The sequence below is a fragment of the Parvimonas parva genome (assembly GCF_045866535.1).
Classification (GTDB): Bacteria; Bacillota; Clostridia; order Tissierellales; family Peptoniphilaceae; genus Parvimonas; species Parvimonas parva.
On the sequence record NZ_AP038371.1, the window covers coordinates 45,447 to 66,405 of the forward strand.

Sequence of the window (20,959 nt, forward strand, 5' to 3'; positions counted from 1 at the left end):
TTTAAGATTTTAATAAATTCTAAAGTAATTTTTAACTAAAAATAAAAATACATAAAAAAAGCACAGACAAAACTAATGCTTTGTCATCAGTCTGGGAAAAATGTAAAAACATTCTTTTTTATTTGTATTGCCTTTTTATTTTTTTTTTGATATACTAGGGTTAATAAAGTCGTATGGAGGAACGTTTATGAATGATTTTTCTTTTATTAAGCCTCAAAATTTTATATCTTGGCAAATATTAGATGACAAATTGCTAATAAAAAATGAGATAGATGAAAGCTATTATGAATTTGAAGAAACTGGATATGAAATTATTAATATGATACTTTCTGAAGAAACAAATATAAGGTTAATAGTTGAGAGGTTGTCCAAAATTTATAATGTTGATTATGATGTTTTATTGTCAGATGTTGAAGAATTTATAAATAATTTGGTAAAGGATAAATTGGTTTATTTAAATGAATAATAGAAAATTAAGAGAAATCACAATAGAATTAACTAGCAGATGTAATTTTAAATGCAGGCATTGTTATATTTCGGATTTTACTAATAAGGGTATATCTTTAAATGATATTAAAAAGGTTTTAGATGATGCTAGGAAACTAGGTACTTATACAATAGTTTATACTGGGGGAGAAGTTCTTCTAAGAAAAGATTTTATTGATATAATTTCAATTACAAGAAAAAAAGGTTTTTCTGTTAATGTGCTTAGTAATGGATATCTTTTAAATGATTCTATCGCAAAGAAATTATCTGAATTGTATATAAGCTCTTTTGGTATAACCCTTTTCTCTTTAGATAATAAAATAAATGATTTTATTACAAGAGCTAAAAATTCTTCAACAAAGGTAATGGAAGCTATAAATTTATTAAAAAAATACGGGATTCGTGTAGAGGTAAAAATACCAGTTATGATATATAATTATTCGACTTTTAATGAAGTTAAGAGATATTGTTATAAAAACAATATTAAATTTGTAACTACTTCTCAAATAACAGGATTAAATAATGGTAGTTTTGAAAATAAATCGTTGAGACTTAAACCTAATTTGGGTTTTAAGGTAATGAAAGAGTCTCTTCCTGAAATTTATTCTATAAAAACTAATTTTAAGGAAGATGATTATCCTTGTAAGGTTATTCAAGATAGCATATTTATAGATTCTAAAGGAGAAGTTTTTCCTTGCTCTACTTTTTACTATAGTATTGGTAATATTAATAGTGATGGAGGATTAATAGATATTTGGAATTCTGGTAAAGTTTTAGAACTTCAAAATTTAAAAAATAAAGATTTGATTTGCAGTGACTGCGATATTAGAGAATATTGTGATCGCTGTATAGGGTTAGCTTTTATGGATGGAGATTTTAGAGGCTGTTCTAAATTTGATTTAGAATTTGCTCTTGAAAAATTAAAATATTTACAAAAAGAAGAGGAGGTGAATTTATGAAAAAATATAGTAAGCCACAATATAAGTTTAATCCGCCAGTTATAGTTCCTCTATGTAGTGGACAGTGTAGAGGTAAAGGTCATGGCGGTGTAGCTGGTTCAAATAATTAAAAAATGTATAAGGAATTCAGTTGTTTGAATTCCTTATCTTGTATTTTATTAAAAATGGAGAATTTATATGTTTAAATTAATTAAGTTAGCTAAAGTGAATAAAAGTTATATTTTTTTAATTTTAATTTTGAATTTGATTTATTCAAGTATTCCAATCTTGGAAGTTTTTGTTGTTGGAAAATTTTTGAATAATATTCATGAAAGTTTATATTTTTTTGAATTTATTGGAATTTTAATTGCTAATTTTTTTATAAGACAAATATTGAACTATTATAATTACAAGTTTAATTTACATATTGAAAAACAGTTTTCTACGTTTACTATGAATTTCATTTCAGAAATTCCTTATTTTAATTACGAAAATGAAGATTTTCATAGAGAAGTATATTATGTAAAAGATATAGTACCAAAATTTAAAAATTATTTAAATTCTATTATATCTTTGTTTTCTTATTTTATAAGATTTTTAGGATATTGTTTTATCGTTTCGACATTTGTTTGGTATCTTGGAATTGTCATTTTAATTCTTTTTATACCTCTTGTTTATATAGCAATTTTTTGTGGAAATTTAGAATATGAAAGTTATATTGAAAGTGGAAATTTCTTTAGACGTGCAGGTTATCTTGCTCAAGTGCTTATGAATAAAGAATTTGCACTTGAAAGAAATTCTTTTAAGTACAATGATTTTATCACTAAAAAATGGAGAGAAAATAAAGATCGGGGAATTGCCATTGAAAAGAAAGTTTTGCTTTTCTCTGAACTTTACGCCAATGTAGGAATTATCCTTATGATGATAGTTCTTTTGATTATTTTTTCTGTAATAATTATTTTAGGTAAAAATTCAATCAGCTTTGGTCTTTGTACTGCGCTTTTTAGTTCGTTACTGATATTTACAGATGAAATTTCATATATGTTAGCGATAAATATTAGAAAAATTGTAGATGCTAGACTTTTTTTACAAAAATTTACAAATTTTATCTCAAGAGATTATTCAATAGAACTTAATGCAGATAAAACAATAGATTCTGTTGAAAAAATTGAGTTTAAAAATGTTTCTTTTTCTTATGGAAATTCTTATGTTATAAAAGATTGTAATTTTGTTTTGGAAAAGGGAAATAAGTATGCGATAGTTGGAGAAAACGGCTCCGGAAAGACTACTTTAATAAAAATTTTATTAGGTCTTTTGAATTATGAAGGGAGTATTTTGATTAATGGAGTAGAGCTTAAAGAGATTTCAAAAAAATCTTTAGTTCAACATTTTGGAGTTGTTTTTCAAGATTTTGTAAAATATGAAATGACTGTTTCTGAAAATATTGCATTTTGTATGACTGACGATGTTGACGAAGTTTTAAAGAAAGTCGGAATTTATGAAAAGATTATAAGTTTTGATGCCGGAAAGGGACAATTTTTAGGAAAACTTGAGGACGGAGTTTCTCTATCCCTTGGAGAATGGCAAAAAATTGCTCTTGCAAGACTTCTTATAAGAAAATGTGAATGTTTAGTTTTTGATGAGCCAACTGCATCTCTTGACCCTATAAGTGAAAGAGGAATTATAGAAAATGTAAATTCTGTAATAACTGACGAAAATATTGGTGTTTGGATAACTCATAGACTTGGAAGTTGTAGAAGTTGTAATGTTATTTTGGTTTTGAAAGACGGAAAAATTGTTGAAAATGATAGTTTTGAAAATCTTTTAAATTCAAATTCATATTTTAAAGAGTTATATTCAACGCAAAGGAGTTGGTACGATGAATAGTATTTTAAGAGGGATAAAACTTGTTTTTATTTTGGATAAAAAAAGATTTATAATCAATTATGGAATTTTTGTTTTAGAGGCTCTTTCTTCAGTTGTTGCAATCTACGCTTTACAATTAACTTTAGAAAAATTAGGGCTTTTTGTAGCAGGGAATTTAACAACAAGAGCAATGATTTTTTGTATGTGTATATTTATGTTGGTTAAAATTTTGATATATGCTTTTAAATCTTTTATGAACTTTTACTGTGAATATTACAATTTGATTTTGGATAGAGAGGCAGAAAATGTGCTACAAGAGAAAAAGTTTTTGCCAATTTTTTATGAGGACAGTAAATTTTTAGACCTTTTATCACAAGCAAAAAATGGAGCATCAGACTTATCTTACATTACAAATGCATATCTTGATGTCGTTTTTATGTATGGTTTTAACTTTTTGTTCTTAGCAATTTACTTATTTTACCTAAGTCCATATTTTATTTTGATTTTAGTTGTAGTTATGTTGTTGCAATTTTTACACAACAAATTGGATAAGGGTATTGAAGAAAAATTGGAGGAAAGTTTAAAAAATATTAGAAGAAAAAGAGAATATTTTGAAAATTTATTTTTAGAAAAAGAGAGTGTAAAGGAAATAAAAGCCTTAAATACGTCAGATTATTTTTTAGACAGATTCAATATAGTGCTTGATAAATTTTGTGCTATAAGTGAAATATTTTACAAAAAACTGCTTTTAAATGATGTTAGAATGGGACTTTTAAAAATTATTTGCTATACAATCAGCTATTTGATAGTTTATGCTGTGAGAGATAGTGTTAGTATTGCAGAATTCGGTGTCGTATTCGTTACGATGAAGTCAATATTTTCAATATCAGAGGAAGGATTTTATGGAAGAATTAAAGAAGTAAATTCCTTATTACCTCAACTTGATGCACTTTTTAAAGTTTTGGATATGAAATGTGAGAAGAATACAGATTTCGGTGATGAAATAATTTTTGAAAATGTATCCTTTAAATATCCGAATGCAAATGAATATGCTTTAAAAAATATTAGTTTTAAGATTAATCCTAATGAAAAAATAGGTATAGTTGGAGTCAATGGCTCCGGAAAATCTACAATTTCAAAATTGATTTTAGGACTGTATGAGCAAAATTCCGGCAATGTAAAGACTGTAAAGAGCAGTAGTGTTTTTCAAGATTTTGCAAAATATGAATTATCTTCGATTGAAAATGTAAAAATTTCCGATTGTGAAAAAGAAGTTGATAAGTCAAAATTCAAAGAGATTGATTATATTGACGAAAGTGAATTGGATTACAATAAAATTTTGTCAAAAAGATTTTCAGACATTTCACTTTCACAAGGACAATGGCAAAAACTTGCAATACTTAGAGGAATACATAAAAATGAAAAATTTTTTGTATTTGATGAGCCTACTTGGGCGATTGACCCGATTGTAGAGAAAAAAATTTTTAATTTCCTTTATAATGAAATTCAAACAGGAATGATTGTAATAACACATAACTTATCTTCAGTAAAACAAATGGATAAAATAATGCTTGTAGATAAAGGAGAGGTTTTAGCCTTTGACACACATTCAAATCTAATTCAAAACAATGAATTATATAAGAAACTTTGGACTACAAGTACAACGTAAAAAAGAATGTGCAAACATTCTTAGACTGATGACAAAGGTGTCAATGAGAAATCATTGGCACTTTTTTAGTGGAGAAAAGAGTTAAAAAGTGGTATAATAATATAAAACACATGCAAATAGACATAAGAATATAGAAGTAAAGATAGAAAGAAATATCATAGTCAATTAAATGAAGAAATAAAAAAGATAGAGAATTAAAAGAGAAAGCAAAAATGCAAATAAAAGCTCTCCTAACTTTTGCGTGCCTAAATACGAAAAAATTAACAAATATGATGAGTAAATTAGGTAAAAAGAGACCTAATTTTTTAATTTTCAGAGAAATTTATATAAAATTTAAGATTTTAATAAATTCTAAAGTAATTTTTAACTAAAAATAAAAATACACATTATATTTTAATGTTAAATTAAACCGTTTTTCAAAATTTGTTAATTAAGTAAAATAAGAATATTTTTTGATTATATCATAAATAAATTTAAAATAACAGTCTTTACAAAAATTGTTTTAGTAGTATAATAATAAAGTTATAGTACAAAATGTGCTAAATTATTTTAGGAGGTTTTTTGTGAAATACAAAAAGAAATTAAGTTTATTACTAGCATTGGCACTTGGAGTTACTCCTGCCTTAACTTTGGTTAATCAATCTAAATCATTTGCTGAAGAAAAAATTTTGGATGAGAATAAAATGATAGAAGAAGGTGCTAAAGAATTAGAATTATATTTTTCAAAGAGTTGTAGAAATGAATATTAAAATAAAAAAAATAATACAATTTATTTTATGGCAAGGGTTTGAAAAACCTGTTACTAAAATTCAAAAAATTGTATCTATTATTATCATTTTTTTAAATATTTTTGTAATGTATTGGATATATATTTTTATTAATTTATTTAAAATTAATGAAATATTAAAAATAATATTAATTTCGTTCTTTTTTTTGAATATTATGCTATCTGGATGTTATTTTTCTGGAGATGCATTTGAAGTAAAAAAATTTAAAATAGATCCGATAGGATTATTTCCATTACTTTTTTTAAATTTAATAGCAACGATTATATATTTGAATAAAAAATACAAGAAGATGAATTAATCTTCTTGTCAGACTGATGACAAAGGTGTCAATGAGAAATCATTGGCACTTTTTTAGTGGAGAAAAGAGTTAAAAAGTGGTATAATAATATAAAACACATGCAAATAGACATAAGAATATAGAAGTAAAGATAGAAAGAAATATCATAGTCAATTAAATGAAGAAATAAAAAAAAGATAAGAATTAAAAGGAAAAAAAGGAATTAAGTCCCACCAATGGAAAAGAAATAATAAAAAAGTAGAAAGTACAAACAAGAAAGAGAAAGCAAAAATGCAAATAAAAGCTCTCCTAACTTTTGCGTGCCAAAATATGAAAAAATTAGCAAATATGATGAGTAAATTAGGTAGAAAGAGACCTAATTTTTTAATTTTCAGAGAAATTTATATAAAATTTAAGATTTTAATAAATTCTAAAGTAATTTTTAACTAAAAATAAAAATACATAAAAAAGAGACTGTGTAAAATTTTGTGTATAGAAACCTCCTGATTAGGGTAAAGAAAAACTAATCAGGAGGAATTTTTATGCCAAGAAAGAGATCAGAAACAAAATTAAACAAAATTTCTAAGATGTTAATCGAAGAATATCAACCGGAAACAGTTCAAGATCTACAAGATGCTTTAAAAGACCTTTTAGGTGATACAATGGAGCAATTATTAAAAGCAGAATTAGATGAGCATTTAGATTATGAATATGGAGAAAAACCACTATCATTAAATACTAGAAATGGTTCAAGTAAAAAAACAGTTAAATCATCATATGGAAATATAGATTTAAATATTCCTAGAGATAGAGAAGGATCCTTTGAGCCTCAGGCATTAAAAAAATACGAAAAAGACATATCAAACATAGAAAATCAAATAATATCAATGTATGGAAAAGGTATGACAACAAGAGATATATCAAGTCACATAAAAGATATTTATGGTTTTGGGATATCAGAAACAATGGTGTCAAAAATAACAAATAAAATTCTACCAACAATAGAAGAGTGGCAAAATAGACCATTAGAAAAAGTCTATCCTATGGTGTTCTTAGACGCTATACACTATCATGTAAGAGAAAACAACATAGTAGTCAAAAAGGCAGTATACATTGCCCTAGGCTACAATCTAGAAGGCTTTAAAGAAATACTAGGAATGTGGGTAGGAGAAAATGAATCAAGCAAATACTGGCTCTTAGTATTAAATCAACTAAAAGAAAGAGGTCTTGAAGATATCCTAATAGTTTCAACAGATAACCTACCAGGATTTAGCCAGGCTATAGAAGCAGTATACCCAAAAGCAGAAATTCAAAAATGTATAATCCACCAAATAAGAAACTCAACTAAATATGTGTCATACAAAGACATCAAAGAGCTGATGAAAGACCTAAAAGCAGTATACAAAGCACCAACCGAAGACTTAGCATTAACAAATCTAGGAATCTTTGAAGAAAAATGGGGTAAAAAATACCCAATGTGTGTAAGTTCTTGGAAAAACAACTGGACAGAATTATCAACATATTTCAAGTATCCAGAAGGAATAAGAAAGCTAATATACACAACAAACGCCATGGAAAACTTCAATAGGCAACTAAGAAAAGTAACGAAAAATAAAACCATATTTCCAAATGACTATGCCCTACAAAAAAGTCTGTATTTGGCAATGGTAGATGCCTCAAGCAAGTGGACAAGTAGAATTCGTGGTTGGGATCAAATCTTATCGCAATTATCAATATTTTTTGAGGGGAGGTTTTAGATAAGTTAAAAATAGAGTATAAAATTAGCTGCAAATTTTTAAAAAATTTGACAGTTTATTAAAGTTGTGTTAAATTAAGACAAGCTCCATTCCTATAGGAATGGACAAACATTGATACATATAAAAATGTATCAACCCTTACCCTTGTGTCAGGATTTAGGTTGATACACAAAATTATTTACAGACCCATAAAAAAAGCACAGACAAAACTAATGTTTTGTCTGCACTTTAAAAGGCAAGTAAAAACTTGCCTTTTTTTTAATGTGTTGCTCCACCTTCAATTTTTATATCTTCTTTGTTTTCTATAATCGCCTCTATTGCATATTCTAATCCTTTTGCAATCACATTAAGAGGCATTGATGGCATATTTCTCTTATCTACAACTTGTTCAGGTAAAAATGGAATATGAACAAATCCTGTCTTCATATTCGGATATTTTGTACTTGCAAGATGAGCCATTCCATAGCAAACGTGGTTACAAACAAATGTTCCTGCTGTGTTTGAAACAGAAGCAGGGATTTTGTTTTCAATCATTTTTTGAACCATTGCTTTTATAGGAATTGTAACAAGATAAGCATCAGGGCCATCTTCTGCTATTTTTTCGTCAATTGGTTGATTTCCTTCATTATCTTTTATTCTGAAATCGTCAATATTTATTCCAACTCTTTCAACTGATATATCAGTTCTTCCACCGGCTTGTCCTATGCTTAAAACTACATCCGGTTTTTCTATTTCAATAACTTCTTCAAGTTTTTTTAGACTTTTTCTAGCAACTGTTGGAATTTCAACTTTTATTATTTTTGCTCCCTTAATTTCATCTGGTAATAATTTTACAGATTCAATTGCAGGATTAATTTTTTCTCCTCCAAACGGATCAAATCCACTAACTAAAATTTTCATTTATAACCTCCTAAAATGCCATTACTAACATAAGCACGATATGAACTAAAATCATTGCAAGAGCCATAGGTGCCTGTGTTTTAATAATCGTATATTTATTCTTAGATTCTATTTTTAAATTTAATATAAAATATTTTGTTGGAATAATTTTCTTTTTATTATTTTTTAGTATAATTTTCTTTTCATTTTTTATTTCTTTTAATATGAAGTATGAAATTTTAAAATTCAGAATGGCTGATGAAACAGATAGAGATTCTATTTTGGATATCTATCTTGAGGGCTCAAAGGCTTTAAAAGATGATGGTGTTGACCAATGGCAAGGAAAGTATGTTCCGAGTTTTGAAGACATAGATGCACATTTGGGAGTTGATTTGTATGTTTTAGAATATCATAAAACGATAGTTTCTACTGCTTGTTTGGTTGAGGGTGTTGACGAGGACTACGAAAATATAAGTGGAAAGTGGAATACTTCTATTCCTTATCTTAGCATACATAAGGTTGCAACTTCAAATAAATATAAAAAACAAAGTTTTGGGAAAAAAATGATGTGTTATATAGACAATTTTGCTAAAAGAAAGAAAAGAGATTTAAGAATTGATACTCATAAGGATAATAAAAAGATGAGAAATTTTATTTTATCCTGTGGTTATAAATATACCGGCGAAGTCGTTCTGCAAGGAGAACTTGAAAGACTTGGTTATGATAAAAAAGCATTTTAATTAAATATTATTATAAAAAGGACTTGTAAGTTTTGATTATTTAGAATTGTGTATTTCTTTAAATTATTATGGATACATGTATTGAATTTAAACAATGATTTAATTAGTGAGATTTTAAAGTAAAAGGATATATATAATCTGAATTCACATTATTCTTATAGAGTAGTTGATTATAAAATTATTTTATGTTACAATACTTTTATAAAATATGGTTAAGGAGGAACAGACATGAAAAATATTTCAAATGGTTTTTTGAACATTAAAAAAGGTGTTTTTTGTTTTGGAACACCTAGTACAAAATGCGCGAGTAGAACTCAAAGATAATTTTATGAAAGGAAAGCAAGGGGGGATTTCCCCCTTGAATTAAAAGTTGTGAAAATATTAAAAAAATATAGCTGTTTTGCAAAGTTTAAAGATAATGATTTGTTTTTGTTTAATCCATATTCGTTGGCTAATGGAATAATTGAAAATACTTGTTCCAAAAAAAGTGATTATTCTATATGTAAATTAATTGAGAAAAATCGGGAACTATTAGAAAATGCCAATATAATTATGGATAAAAAGTTGGCTACATCTATATCAAAATACTATTCAGATAAGTCTAAGTACAGTAATACAATAATGATTAGTGATGCTATTACTTTTAAATGTAATATGAGTTGTATATATTGTTTTGAAAATAGTTTAAAAGAAAAAAACATTTTATCAATGGACGATAGAGTTAAATATATTAGTGATTTTTTGAAAATGTTTTCTAATGATTTTGAAAGTGTTGATTATGTATTTTTTGGAGGAGAACCATTAATTTTTCTCAAATATATTGACAAAATGTGCAAAATATTAAATAAAAATTTCAACAATAAAAGTTTACATTTTTCCATAACGACTAATGGGACACTAATTAATAATAATGTTATAAAATTATTAAACCAATATAACTTTGAAGAATTACGGATTACAGTAGACGGTCCAAAATCAATTCACAATAATAGAAGAATTCTTAAATCAGGTGAATCTTCTTTTGAATTGATTATTAATAATATAAAAAAAATTTGTGAAAATACAGATTCAAAAGTAATAATTAATACTGTTTTAGATGTAAATAACATTAATTATTATATCAATATGTATGATCAGATTAAGGAAAGTTTAGAGCAGTACATGATAAATGAGAATCCAAGAATTATCTTTAATGTTGGATTATTGTGTAATCCTATGATTGATACAAATTATACAAAAAATTTAAAAAAGATAAATATAAGTATTGAATATTATTCTTTAGCAAGTAAATTAATAGATTTAGGAGCTACTATTACTAATCCATTTTATTTTCCACATTGTTTGAATTCTTCAGAAAAATCTTTTACAATTGACCCAGGTGGAAATATATATAAATGTGTCTCGGGTATTGGTCAAAAAAATTTTTTACTTTCTTCTTATAACGAATTTATTGAAAATCCACTAATTATGTTAAAAAATAACATCTTTCAGATTGAAAATTCTCACGAGAAGAGATGTATAGGCTGTGAATTTCTTAGTATGTGTAATGGGGGGTGTAAGTTTAATTCCTTAAAAAATAGCATTAAAAGTTGTAGGAAAACTATAATTTCAGAGGAAATAGAGTATTTAATGGAATTGTTGTATAAGGGAGAGTTTGATGAAAATGGATTTTTTAGAAAAAAATTATATAAAAATTAAATTAAAATATCTTAAAAAAGCAAAAGTTGAGTATATTTTGTCAAATATTTTGACTATCTTAACTGTTCTTGCTACTGCCATTTATCCTATGCTTTTATCTTATATAGTTGACAATTATAATTCGATTAATTTTTCTACATTAGTATATATTTTTGTAATTTTAATTTTAAGTATAGTATTTTTGCTAATGTGTACTTATTTTAATAAAATTATAAAGGCTAGTTTTGAGAAAAAAATTACTCAATCATTGAGAGAAGATGCGTTTATATCACTTCTTGGTACTAGTTATGAAAAATTTAATTCCAAAAAAAGTGATGAATATATCTCGTTTTTAGTTAATGATATTAATATGATGTATACCTTGTTTTTTGAAAATCTTATATATTTTTCAAATAGTATTATAATGTTAATTGTATACACAATAATCTTAGCTTTTACAAGTTGGCAAATGGCTATTGTAATAATGGGTAGTTTGTTATTTTTATTTATTATTCCAAGTTTAGTAGGTGGAAAATTTAATTATTATAATAAAAAATTATCTTCCAGCAGAGCAAAATTTTTATCAAAGGCGGATGAATATTTAAACGCTTATAATATAATTAGAGAAGAACATATTTCTTCTGTGTATGAGGAGTATAAAAGAAATTTGGAAGATATGCAAAAAAATAATTATTATTTGAATAAGTATATGTCTTTTGTTCAAATTTTTTCAGGACTATCTTTGTATATTCAATTAATTTTGTGTTTTTGTATTGGATTAACTTTTGCATATTATAATATAATCTCAATTGGAATTTTTACATCAAGTTTGCTATATGTTGAAATAATTTCTCAACATTCAGCTAATATGGTGAATGAACTTTTAGAAATGATTAGTGCTAATACGTATTTTGTCAATTTAAAATCTATGTTAATTGAAAAGTTTGAGAAGTTTAAAAATAATAGCAAATTTGAAAATAAAGATATAGGAATTATTTTGAAAAATATTAATTATAGTATAAACAAAAAAGATATAATAAAAAATTTTTCTTTTGATTTTAAAAATAATAAGAAGTATTTAATAGTCGGAGAAAATGGAAGTGGTAAAAGTACACTTTTGAAGATTATATATGGAATTTTGAATCCTACTTCCGGAGAGATTTTTAATAATGGTTGTAGTATTTCATATATTCCTCAAGAAAGATATATTTTTGAAGGAACTATTTTAGAAAATATAACTTTGTTTAATGAAAGTATAGATGATAAAATTATTGAAAAAATAAATAGTTTATTAAAACTTCTTAATTTGAAATATTCATTAAATCATCTTGTAGATAAAGATGGAAAAAATTTATCTGGAGGAGAAATTTGTAAAATTTGCTTGATAAGGGAATTAATAAAATCTCCTGATTTAATAATTTTTGATGAGCCTCTAAATGATTTAGAATCATCTTCAAGAGAATTGATTATGGAATATATAAAAAAATTGGATATTTCCGTTATAGTTGTGGATCATAGCATAAATGATTATTCATATTTTGATGAAGTTATACATATATAAAAATAAAAGTAAAAAAGGTTAGAGTTTTCAGTTCTCTAACCTTTTTGTTTTGTATTAATGTGTTGCTCCACCTTCAATTTTTATATCTTCTTTGTTTTCAACGATAGCTTCGATTGCATATTCTAATCCTTTTGCAATCATTTCTAAAGGCATTGATGGCATATTTCTCTTATCTACAACTTGCTCTGGTAAAAATGGAATGTGAACAAATCCTGTCTTCATATTAGGATATTTTGTTTTTGCAAGATGAGCCATTCCATAGCAAACATGGTTACAAACAAATGTTCCGGCTGTGTTTGAAATAGATGCAGGGATTTTGTTTTCAATCATTTTTTGAACCATTGCTTTGATAGGAATTGTAACAAGATATGCATCAGGTCCATCTTCAGCAATTTTTTCATCAATAGGTTGATTTCCTTCATTATCTTTTATTCTGAAGTCGTCCATATTAATTCCAACTCTTTCAACTGTAATATCAGGTCTTCCACCAGCTTGTCCTATACTTAAAACTACATCTGGTTTTTCAATTTCAATAACTTCTTCAAGTTTTTTTAGACTTTTTCTTGCAACTGTTGGAATTTCAACTTTTATTATTTTTGCTCCCTTAATTTCATCTGGTAATAATTTTACAGATTCAATTGCAGGATTTATTTTTTCTCCTCCAAATGGATCAAATCCACTAACTAAAATTTTCATTTATAACCTCCTAAAATGCCATTACTAACATAAGCACAATATGAACTAAAATCATAGCTATTGCCATAGGTGCCTGAGTTTTTATAATCGTATATTTATCTTTTGTTTCAAGAATTGCTCCCGGAACTATGTTGAAGTTTGCAGCCATTGGAGTTAATAGAGTTCCACAGTAACCGCAAGTCATACCAAGTGCTCCAACTACTGCTGGGTTTCCACCTTGAGCGATTACGAAAGGAATACCAACACCGATTGTGATTACAGTAAAAGCAGCAAATGCATTACCCATAATCATAGTGAAGATTACCATACCTAAACAGTATGCTACAACACCGGCAACTCTTCCGCCACCACCAACGATGCTTCCTGCAAATTCTCCAATTATATTTCCAACACCTGCTGCTGTAAATACAATACCAAGAGCACCTAAAAGTTGTGGTAAAAGACTTGACGCACCTACTTGCATTAAAAGTCTTGTAGTGTCTTCTTTCATTTCTTCAACTTTAGGTTTTACAATTAGTATCGCGATTATAAAAGCGATAATTGCTGAGAAACCTAAAACTTGAGCAGTTGAAAAACCGAAAATTATATCTTTACCTTTATCATTAGTTCCAATTATGAATTTAAAAGATTTGAATTGTGACATTAAAAATCCAAGAAATGCCATAATTAATGCAGGAATAAATATTTTCCAACCGATTTTATTTGCATTTTTTCTTCTTTCTTCATCTGATGGAGGAGTAAATTCACCGATTTTAACTTGTTTTGTAAGAGTAAGAGCTCCACAAACAACAAGCATTGCTCCAACAATAACACCGCCTTGATTTGGAAGATATTTAACTAAGAATCCTCCGAATGCAAAGATAATTCCAACTAAAAACCAGAATAAAAATGTACCAATTCTTGCTTCTTTATTTTTCAAACCTCTAAAAGCTGTTAAAATTGAAATCAATCCGCAAAGAATGTAAATAAATTCGTCAATAAAAAATGTATTACTACTTATCCATTTTAACATCTTTTCCACCAACCTTTCTAAGTTTCATTTCAAATAAGAAGCATTGAATAACTGATAAAATTATCATTGCAATACCTATAAATAAAGAATAGTAAGCTATTTGAGCACCTGTTACAGCATGTCCTTTATCGCTAAGTGTAGAAACTATAAGTAAAACACCTGAAGAAACAGGGAATATATTTTGACCGAAAAAGTTACCGTAGTTTTCAACAGCACCCGCTAAACCTTTTAAGTCTTCCAGTTTAGTTTCTGTAAGGTCAACTGTTTTAGTAGCGGCACCTTCTGCCATAGGTAAAATTAAAGGTCTAACAAATTGAATATGTCCACCAAGACGTAATGAGAATATTGCTGCAATCCAACGAATGAATAAATACAACCAAATAACCAAACCGGCACTTGCACCTCTAATTTTTTTGATTCCATCTGCGGCCTTTTCTTTAAGACCATATCTTTCCATAATACCGATAACTATAAGAGTTGTAAAGAACAAACTCATATATCTGTTGGATACAAAACCTTTGCCTATAATATCCAAAATTTCTACAATTCCTTTTCCTCCGGCAAGACCTGTTGCGAAACCTGCGATTAAAACTACAGAAATTACATCAAGTTTTAATACAAAACCAACAACAATAATTACAATACCGATTAAAACTAAATAATTTTGCATATTTTCCTCCTTGAATAAAAATTTAATTACTTAAAATCTCATACATATAAAAATATATAATAGAAAAATCGTTTTTCAAGATATATAAGTAATTAAATATAGTATAACACAAACAGAGTAATTTTTAAAGAATGTTTTATCATATTTTTTAAACAAAATAGGATTAAATAGGAATTTTTGTTAAGATATTTTAGTTTTAATAAGAAAAAGTAATTTTAATTTAATTTTAAATAAAAAATAAATTTTTAAAATCAAGTTATTTCAATGTTTATAAGAGTTATAATTTTTGATTATAAAAATTAATTAGTAAATATAATCAATATAGATATTTTTATGGAAATATGTATAAAATTTGACAATATTAACGGTTTGATATATAATTATAATATATTAATATATTTATGAAATGTTTTGTGATTATGATAGGGGTGTAATTTTGATTTATTTTGATAATTCGGCTACTACTAAGAACAAGCCTAAGGAAGTTATCGATGCAGTTGTAAATGCGATTAAATATTTTGGAAATTCTTCTCGTGGTGTTCATGAGGAGAGTTTGAGTGCGGACAGAATTATTTTTGAAACTAGAAAGAAAATTGCAAAGATGTTTAATGTGGGAAATTCTCGTCAAGTTGTTTTTACAAAAAATGCAACTGAGAGTTTAAACATTGCTATAAATGGTTTGTTTTCGGAAAACGACCATATTATCACTTCTGTTTCTGAACATAATTCAGTTTTACGTCCTATAAATTATTTGAAACAAAGAGGTGTTACTGTTAGTTATATTGATGTTTTTGAAAATGGAGTGCTTAAGCTTGACGATATTCCAAGCTTTGTTAAGCCAAATACAAAGGCGATCATCTTAACTCACGCATCAAATGTTACAGGAAATATTACCGACTTAAAAAAGGTTGGAGATTTTTGTAAGAGTAATGCAATGCTTTTTGTAGTTGACGCCTCTCAAACTGCTGGTGCTTTTAATATCGATATACAAGAGATGAATATTGATGTGCTTTGTTTTACGGGGCATAAGTCAATGCTTGCACCACAAGGAACGGGAGCTCTTTGTGTTAGAGAGGGTGTTTACATAAGACCTTTTATCGTCGGAGGTAGTGGTACTCACAGTTATGACGAATTTCAACCTGACAAGATGCCGACAAGACTTGAGGCTGGAACTCTTAATGCACATGGGATTGCAGGACTTCACGCATCTATCGACTATATTTTAAGAAATGGAATGGAAAATTTGACAAAAATTTCTACTGGTTTGGCAAAAGAATTTTATGACGGCGTTATAAAATTTCCTGAGGTTAAGGTTTATGGAGATTTTGAAACGGATTTTAGAGCTCCGATAGTTTCTTTAAATATTTCAGATATGGATTCTTCAGAGGTTAGTAATATTTTATATGAAGATTTTAAAATTTCAACAAGACCGGGTGCACATTGTGCTCCGCTTATACATAAGGCGCTTGGTACTGTTGAGCAGGGTATGGTTAGATTTAGCTTTTCTCATACAAATTCTATTGATGAGGTAAGGCTTGCTATAAACGCAATTAAAAAAATTATAGATGATAGGAGGTAGTCAAATGCGTTTTTTTAACACTAAAAAGGGATTGTTGACTTTAGGAATTATTGCAGGTCTTGGCGCTGCTTTACTTGCATATTTAGGCAATCCGAAAAATATGGCTTTTTGTATAGCTTGTTTTATTAGAGATACTTCAGGTTCTATGAAGTTCCACAATGCAGAAGTGGTTCAATATTTTAGACCCGAAATTGTAGGTATTATTCTAGGTTCATTTTTAATTTCATTATTCACTAAAGAATATAGATCAACTGCCGGTTCTTCACCGGTTATCAGATTTTTCCTTGGTGTAATAATGATGTGTTGTGCTTTAGTATTCTTAGGTTGTCCTTTAAGAATGATTTTAAGAATGTCTGCCGGAGATATTAGTTCATACGTTGGACTTGTAGGCTTTATAGCAGGGGTTGCAACAGGTGCATTCTTCTTAAGAAAAGGATTCAGTTTAGGAAGAGCTTATACAATCAAAAAAGAAAATGGATATGCTTTACCAATAGTTGTACTTGTACTTTTCGCTCTATCTATCGCTGTTCCCGCACTTTTCGTTTTCAGTAAAAAAGGACCCGGTAGTATGAGAGCTATTTGGTATGTAGCTTTAGCTGTTGGACTTGTATTCGGTATCATCGCTCAAAAGAGCAGAATGTGTTTTGCCGGTTCAATCAGAGATATTATCTTACTAAAAGACTTTAGATTATTCTCAGTAATTGCTGGAATCTTCATCGTTATGTTAGGATATAACTTAGCTACTAACAACTTTAAATTCGTTGCTTTTGGACCAATCGCTCATGCTCAAACTATTTGGAATATTTTATCAATGTATGCAGTTGGATTCTGTGCAGTATTACTTGGTGGTTGTCCATTAAGACAATTAGTTCTTGCAGGAACTGGTTCATCAGATTCAGTTGTAACTGTTCTTGGTATGTTCGTTGGTGCAGCATTTGCTCATAACTTCAAAATTGCAGCAGGTGCAGCAGCTGTTGAAAATGCAGCTAAAGGAATTAAAGCAGCAGCAGGTGGCCCTGGAATAAATGGACAAATATTTGTTATTATTTCAATAATCACTTTATTCATAGTAGCTTTTTATGGATTAAAAAAGGAAAAAAATTAATTTAAGGAGATAGATATGAAAGAATTAGACGTTAGAGGATTATCTTGTCCAGAACCAGTTTTAATTTTACAAGATGCCCTTAAAGAAAATAAGAACGAAACATATAAAGTATTAGCTAGTGAGGCTCATGTTGTAAGAAATATCGAACATTTCGCTTGTAGTCAAGGAAAGAAAACTTCCGTTAAAGAAGTTGGCTTAGACTTTGAAATTATTGTAGAATAATGAAAGAAATTAAGCTGTATATAACATTTTATACTTCTGCAGAGGCAATGGCGACTGAAAGTGTATGTAAAGAAAATAATCTTTTAGGAAAACTTGTCCCTGTACCAAGAGTTTTATCAGCAGGTTGTGGGATTGCATGGGAGTGCAATCCCATTTTAAAACCCCAGCTTTTAGAACTTTTAGAAAAGGAAGATATAGAATGGGAAGAATGTAAAGAAATATAAAGGGAGATTTTTATGAAGAGAAATTTAAAATTAGCTCTTTTAATGGCTTTTTGCTTAACTGCAACTGCTTGTGGTAAAACAGCAGAAAAACCTGCAGAAAAAAAGGTTGAAAAGCAAACCCTAAATTGCAAGAATAAATCAAAAAGTTAATAAAAATTTTTTATTTTCTATTTTACATCTATTAGCATTTGATTATAAAATAATTTAACGAAATTTTATTAAAAATATCTTAGATGAAAGAATAAATAAAAAAATCGGCCCTTAAAGGTCGATTTTTTTTATTTGAGCTATCTATTAACTCTCTTTTTTCTTTTAAATGCTACAACAAGTAGTCCTGCTGAAAGTATCATAAGAAAATTGTACAATTCTATGTTCATATTATTAGCTGTCTTTGGAAGTTTCCCATTGTTAGCTACTTGTGGCTTTTCACCTGGTTGTGTTGGATCTACTGGTCCTACTACTGGTGGATCGTTTGGTGTTGGATCTACCGGTCCTACTACTGGTGGATCATTTGGTGTTGGATCTACCGGTCCTACTACTGGTGGATCGTTTGGTGTTGGATCTACCGGTCCTACTACTGGTGGATCGTTTGGTGTTGGATCTACTGGTCCTACTACTGGTGGATCTGGTGTTGGTGTAGGCGGAGGTGTTTCTTTTTTATTTACTGTTAAGGCTTCTGTTTGTGCAGTTAATGTATTTTTTTGTGCAGTTAACAAACCGTTTGTTAATTTTAAAGCTTTTCCATTGTTTGCTAATGTTAAAGCTGTATCATCTATAAGATTTGTTGTAATTACATTAGATGCAAAGGCTCTAAATGCTACGTCTTTTGTTAAGGCTTCTGTTTCTTCTGTAGAGTTTTCTTTTGTTAAGCTAACTTTCTTTCCATTGTCTTCTGATGTTAAATCAGTTCCATTTTTTGGATTTGTTGTAATTTTATATGTTTCAAAGTCTTTAAATGCTACGTCTTTTTCTAAGCCTTGGTTATCTTTTAATGTTACTACAAGTCCTGATAAATCTAGTTTTTCTCCTTCTGTGTAGATTAGTTTTGGTTGTGTTTTTACTACCATCTTTTCTATATGTTTTTGGTCAAATACTTTTGCATTTACTGTTAGATTTTTTGTTTCATCTTGCAAACTTCCTTTACTTATTGTTACAGGCTTGTTGTCGTCTGCTAATGTTAAATCAGCTCCATTTTTTGGATTTGTTTTGATTCCATTAGCTTCAAAGTTTTTAAATGCTACGTCTTTTGTTAAGCCTTGCTTGTCTGTTAATGTTACTACAAGTCCTGATAAATCTAGTTTTTCTCCTTCTGTGTAGATTAGTTTTGGTTGTTCTTTTACTACCATACTTTCTACATGTTCTGGGTCAAATACTTTTTCATTTACTGTTAGATTTTTTGTATCGTCTTGTAAGCTTCCTTTACTTATTGTTACAGGCTGGTCGTTGTCTGCTAATGTTAAATCAGCTCCATTTTTTGGATTTGTTGTGATTTTATATGTTTCAAAGTCTTTAAATGCTACGTCTTTTTCTAAGTCTTGATTATCTTTTAATGTTACTACAAGTCCTGACAAATCTAGTTTTTCTCCTTCTGTGTAGACTAGTTTAGGTTGTTCTTTTACTTTCATACTTTCTACATGTTTCGGGTCAAATACTTTATAGGTAATCGCTAATATGACATTCATCTCTTCATTGTCTTTAACTTTATACTTGTAAGTTACTTCTTTTATAGTATCATTATCAACTGTAAGAGCATCATCGCCAAAACTTGCTCCAACTGGTGAAATAACTTTATCTTTTTTAAATTGTCCTGGAAACTTACTATATTTAAATTCTCTTATACCCTTAATTACTGTTATATTGTATTGTTGAAAACGACACTCCAAGTCAGTAAGCTTTGTGTTTTTAGTTACATCTAAACTTGTTAGCTTGTTGTTAAAACAATCCAAGTAAGTAAGATTTGTGTTTTTAGTTACATCTAAACTTGTTAGATTGTTTACATTACAATCCAAGTAATTAAGCTTTGTGTTTTTACTTACATTTAAACTTGTTAGCTCGTTTCTATGACAATCCAAGTAAGTAAGATTTGTGTTTTTACTTAAATCTAAACTTGTTAGCTTGTTGTATTCACAATGCAATACAGTAAGATTTTTATTTTTACTTACATCTAAACTTTTTAGATTGTTGTTATTACAATACAATGTAGCAAGCTTTGTGTTTTTAGTTACATCTAAACTTTTTAGATTGTTGTCAGAACAATATAATTCAGTAAGCTTTGTGTTTTTAGTTACATCTAAACTTTTTAGATTGTTGCAACAACAATTTAATTCAGTAAGCTTTGTGTTTTTAGTTACATCTAAACTTGTTAGTCTGTTTCCATAACAATGCAATGTAGTAAGATTTATGTTTTTACTTACATCTAACTCTGTTAGATAGTTTCCATAAAAAATCAATTTAATAAGATTTTTAAAATATTCAATTCCTTTTAAAGAATAAACTAAAGAAGTGTTGGCTATCTTAATCTCTTCAACCTTATCTAACTCGTCCCTACTTAACTTGCCATCTTTATTTATATCAAACTCACGACTTACATAATTTCTAAAATTTTCATTCGGAAAGTGTGCTTCATCAATGGCGACATCACCTTCTGCTGCATGGGTTTCTATGGTGTTAAGTGGCAGACAACCTATAAACATCACTAGAGCAAGAAAAAATCCCATTATCCTTTTCATTTTCATTTTACCTCCATTTTTTATTTTTACATTTTGTCATATATTTAAATTATATGTATATATATATATTGTCAATAGTTTTTT

The 20,959-nt window shown here is 28.0% G+C and carries 21 protein-coding genes; 15 read left to right on the top strand and 6 right to left on the bottom strand.

Annotated features, from left to right (window positions below; translation table 11 throughout):
* The first annotated feature begins 187 nt into the window (after positions 1–187).
* From ACKTSI_RS00205 to ACKTSI_RS00235, 7 genes are all read left to right on the top strand, one after another.
* Positions 188–466: a PqqD family protein gene (locus tag ACKTSI_RS00205; RefSeq protein WP_288980470.1), complete on the top strand. Its 279-nt coding sequence runs from the start codon at positions 188–190 to the stop codon at positions 464–466.
* Entirely contained in the window at positions 459–1,445 is a 987-nt protein-coding gene (locus ACKTSI_RS00210) for a radical SAM protein (RefSeq protein WP_407862831.1), read from the top strand. The genes ACKTSI_RS00205 and ACKTSI_RS00210 overlap by 8 nt, the downstream gene beginning before the upstream one ends.
* A 177-nt stretch (positions 1,446–1,622) precedes the next feature.
* Positions 1,623–3,311 carry an ABC transporter ATP-binding protein gene (locus tag ACKTSI_RS00215; protein WP_288980475.1) on the top strand — a complete coding sequence of 563 codons (1,689 nt, stop codon included), beginning with the start codon at positions 1,623–1,625 and terminating at the stop codon, positions 3,309–3,311.
* Positions 3,304–4,959, top strand: coding sequence for an ATP-binding cassette domain-containing protein (locus ACKTSI_RS00220; protein WP_407862832.1), 1,656 nt, complete (start codon positions 3,304–3,306; stop codon positions 4,957–4,959). The genes ACKTSI_RS00215 and ACKTSI_RS00220 overlap by 8 nt, the downstream gene beginning before the upstream one ends.
* 563 nt (positions 4,960–5,522) lie before the next feature.
* Positions 5,523–5,708, top strand: a complete 186-nt coding sequence (locus tag ACKTSI_RS00225; protein WP_407862833.1) for a hypothetical protein — start codon at positions 5,523–5,525, stop codon at positions 5,706–5,708.
* The gene (locus ACKTSI_RS00230; protein WP_407862834.1) at positions 5,698–6,045 is read left to right on the top strand and encodes a hypothetical protein; all 348 of its coding nucleotides are present in this window, start codon (positions 5,698–5,700) and stop codon (positions 6,043–6,045) included. Before ACKTSI_RS00225 ends, ACKTSI_RS00230 begins: the two co-directional genes overlap by 11 nt.
* A 521-nt stretch (positions 6,046–6,566) precedes the next feature.
* Positions 6,567–7,781, top strand: coding sequence for an IS256 family transposase (locus tag ACKTSI_RS00235; protein WP_407862556.1), 1,215 nt, complete (start codon positions 6,567–6,569; stop codon positions 7,779–7,781).
* 258 nt (positions 7,782–8,039) lie between these two features.
* Here the strand turns inward: ACKTSI_RS00235 and pcp (ACKTSI_RS00240) are convergent, their stop codons facing one another.
* Positions 8,040–8,681 carry a pyroglutamyl-peptidase I gene (pcp, locus tag ACKTSI_RS00240; protein ID WP_407862835.1) on the bottom strand — a complete coding sequence of 214 codons (642 nt, stop codon included), beginning with the start codon at positions 8,679–8,681 and terminating at the stop codon, positions 8,040–8,042.
* A 10-nt stretch (positions 8,682–8,691) separates the two neighbouring features.
* Positions 8,692–8,748, bottom strand: coding sequence for a hypothetical protein (locus tag ACKTSI_RS00245; protein ID WP_407863114.1), 57 nt, complete (start codon positions 8,746–8,748; stop codon positions 8,692–8,694).
* 163 nt (positions 8,749–8,911) lie between these two features.
* Between ACKTSI_RS00245 and ACKTSI_RS00250 the strand changes: the two genes are divergently transcribed.
* The 3 genes from ACKTSI_RS00250 (at position 8,912) to ACKTSI_RS00260 (ending at position 12,638) form a co-directional block, all read left to right on the top strand.
* Positions 8,912–9,400, top strand: a complete 489-nt coding sequence (locus tag ACKTSI_RS00250) for a GNAT family N-acetyltransferase (RefSeq protein WP_407862837.1) — start codon at positions 8,912–8,914, stop codon at positions 9,398–9,400.
* Positions 9,401–9,772: 372 nt separating this feature from the next.
* Positions 9,773–11,098, top strand: coding sequence for a radical SAM protein (locus ACKTSI_RS00255; RefSeq protein ID WP_407862838.1), 1,326 nt, complete (start codon positions 9,773–9,775; stop codon positions 11,096–11,098).
* The gene (locus ACKTSI_RS00260) at positions 11,058–12,638 is read left to right on the top strand and encodes an ATP-binding cassette domain-containing protein (protein WP_407862839.1); all 1,581 of its coding nucleotides are present in this window, start codon (positions 11,058–11,060) and stop codon (positions 12,636–12,638) included. Before ACKTSI_RS00255 ends, ACKTSI_RS00260 begins: the two co-directional genes overlap by 41 nt.
* Positions 12,639–12,692: 54 nt before the next feature.
* Here ACKTSI_RS00260 and pcp (ACKTSI_RS00265) read toward each other — a convergent pair whose 3' ends face one another.
* Genes pcp (ACKTSI_RS00265) through ACKTSI_RS00275 form a run of 3 tightly spaced genes read right to left on the bottom strand, consistent with a single transcriptional unit; the run spans position 12,693 to position 15,016 of the window.
* Complete coding sequence (pcp, locus tag ACKTSI_RS00265) at positions 12,693–13,334, bottom strand: pyroglutamyl-peptidase I (protein ID WP_407862840.1); 642 nt, start codon at positions 13,332–13,334, stop codon at positions 12,693–12,695.
* 10 nt (positions 13,335–13,344) lie between these two features.
* Entirely contained in the window at positions 13,345–14,346 is a 1,002-nt protein-coding gene (locus ACKTSI_RS00270) for a DUF979 domain-containing protein (protein ID WP_407862841.1), read from the bottom strand.
* On the bottom strand, positions 14,327–15,016 hold the full coding sequence (locus ACKTSI_RS00275; protein ID WP_068474633.1) for a DUF969 domain-containing protein: 690 nt from the start codon (positions 15,014–15,016) through the stop codon (positions 14,327–14,329). Before ACKTSI_RS00275 ends, ACKTSI_RS00270 begins: the two co-directional genes overlap by 20 nt.
* 436 nt (positions 15,017–15,452) lie before the next feature.
* Here ACKTSI_RS00275 and ACKTSI_RS00280 point away from each other — a divergent pair, with 436 nt between their 5' ends.
* Genes ACKTSI_RS00280 through ACKTSI_RS00300 form a run of 5 tightly spaced genes read left to right on the top strand, consistent with a single transcriptional unit; the run spans position 15,453 to position 18,296 of the window.
* Positions 15,453–16,595, top strand: a complete 1,143-nt coding sequence (locus ACKTSI_RS00280; protein WP_407862842.1) for an aminotransferase class V-fold PLP-dependent enzyme — start codon at positions 15,453–15,455, stop codon at positions 16,593–16,595.
* A gap of 4 nt (positions 16,596–16,599) precedes the next feature.
* Positions 16,600–17,700, top strand: a complete 1,101-nt coding sequence (gene yedE / locus ACKTSI_RS00285; RefSeq protein WP_407862843.1) for a YedE family putative selenium transporter — start codon at positions 16,600–16,602, stop codon at positions 17,698–17,700.
* A gap of 15 nt (positions 17,701–17,715) precedes the next feature.
* On the top strand, positions 17,716–17,922 hold the full coding sequence (locus ACKTSI_RS00290) for a sulfurtransferase TusA family protein (RefSeq protein ID WP_201275756.1): 207 nt from the start codon (positions 17,716–17,718) through the stop codon (positions 17,920–17,922).
* Positions 17,922–18,146: a DUF3343 domain-containing protein gene (locus ACKTSI_RS00295; protein WP_407862844.1), complete on the top strand. Its 225-nt coding sequence runs from the start codon at positions 17,922–17,924 to the stop codon at positions 18,144–18,146. Before ACKTSI_RS00290 ends, ACKTSI_RS00295 begins: the two co-directional genes overlap by 1 nt.
* A 12-nt stretch (positions 18,147–18,158) precedes the next feature.
* A complete protein-coding gene (locus tag ACKTSI_RS00300) occupies positions 18,159–18,296 on the top strand; it encodes a hypothetical protein (protein WP_407862845.1) in 138 nt (45 codons plus the stop codon).
* A 137-nt stretch (positions 18,297–18,433) separates the two neighbouring features.
* On the opposite strand, the gene ACKTSI_RS00305 is transcribed toward ACKTSI_RS00300, so the two are convergent.
* Positions 18,434–20,881 carry a bacterial Ig-like domain-containing protein gene (locus ACKTSI_RS00305; protein WP_407862846.1) on the bottom strand — a complete coding sequence of 816 codons (2,448 nt, stop codon included), beginning with the start codon at positions 20,879–20,881 and terminating at the stop codon, positions 18,434–18,436.
* Positions 20,882–20,959 lie beyond the last annotated feature (78 nt).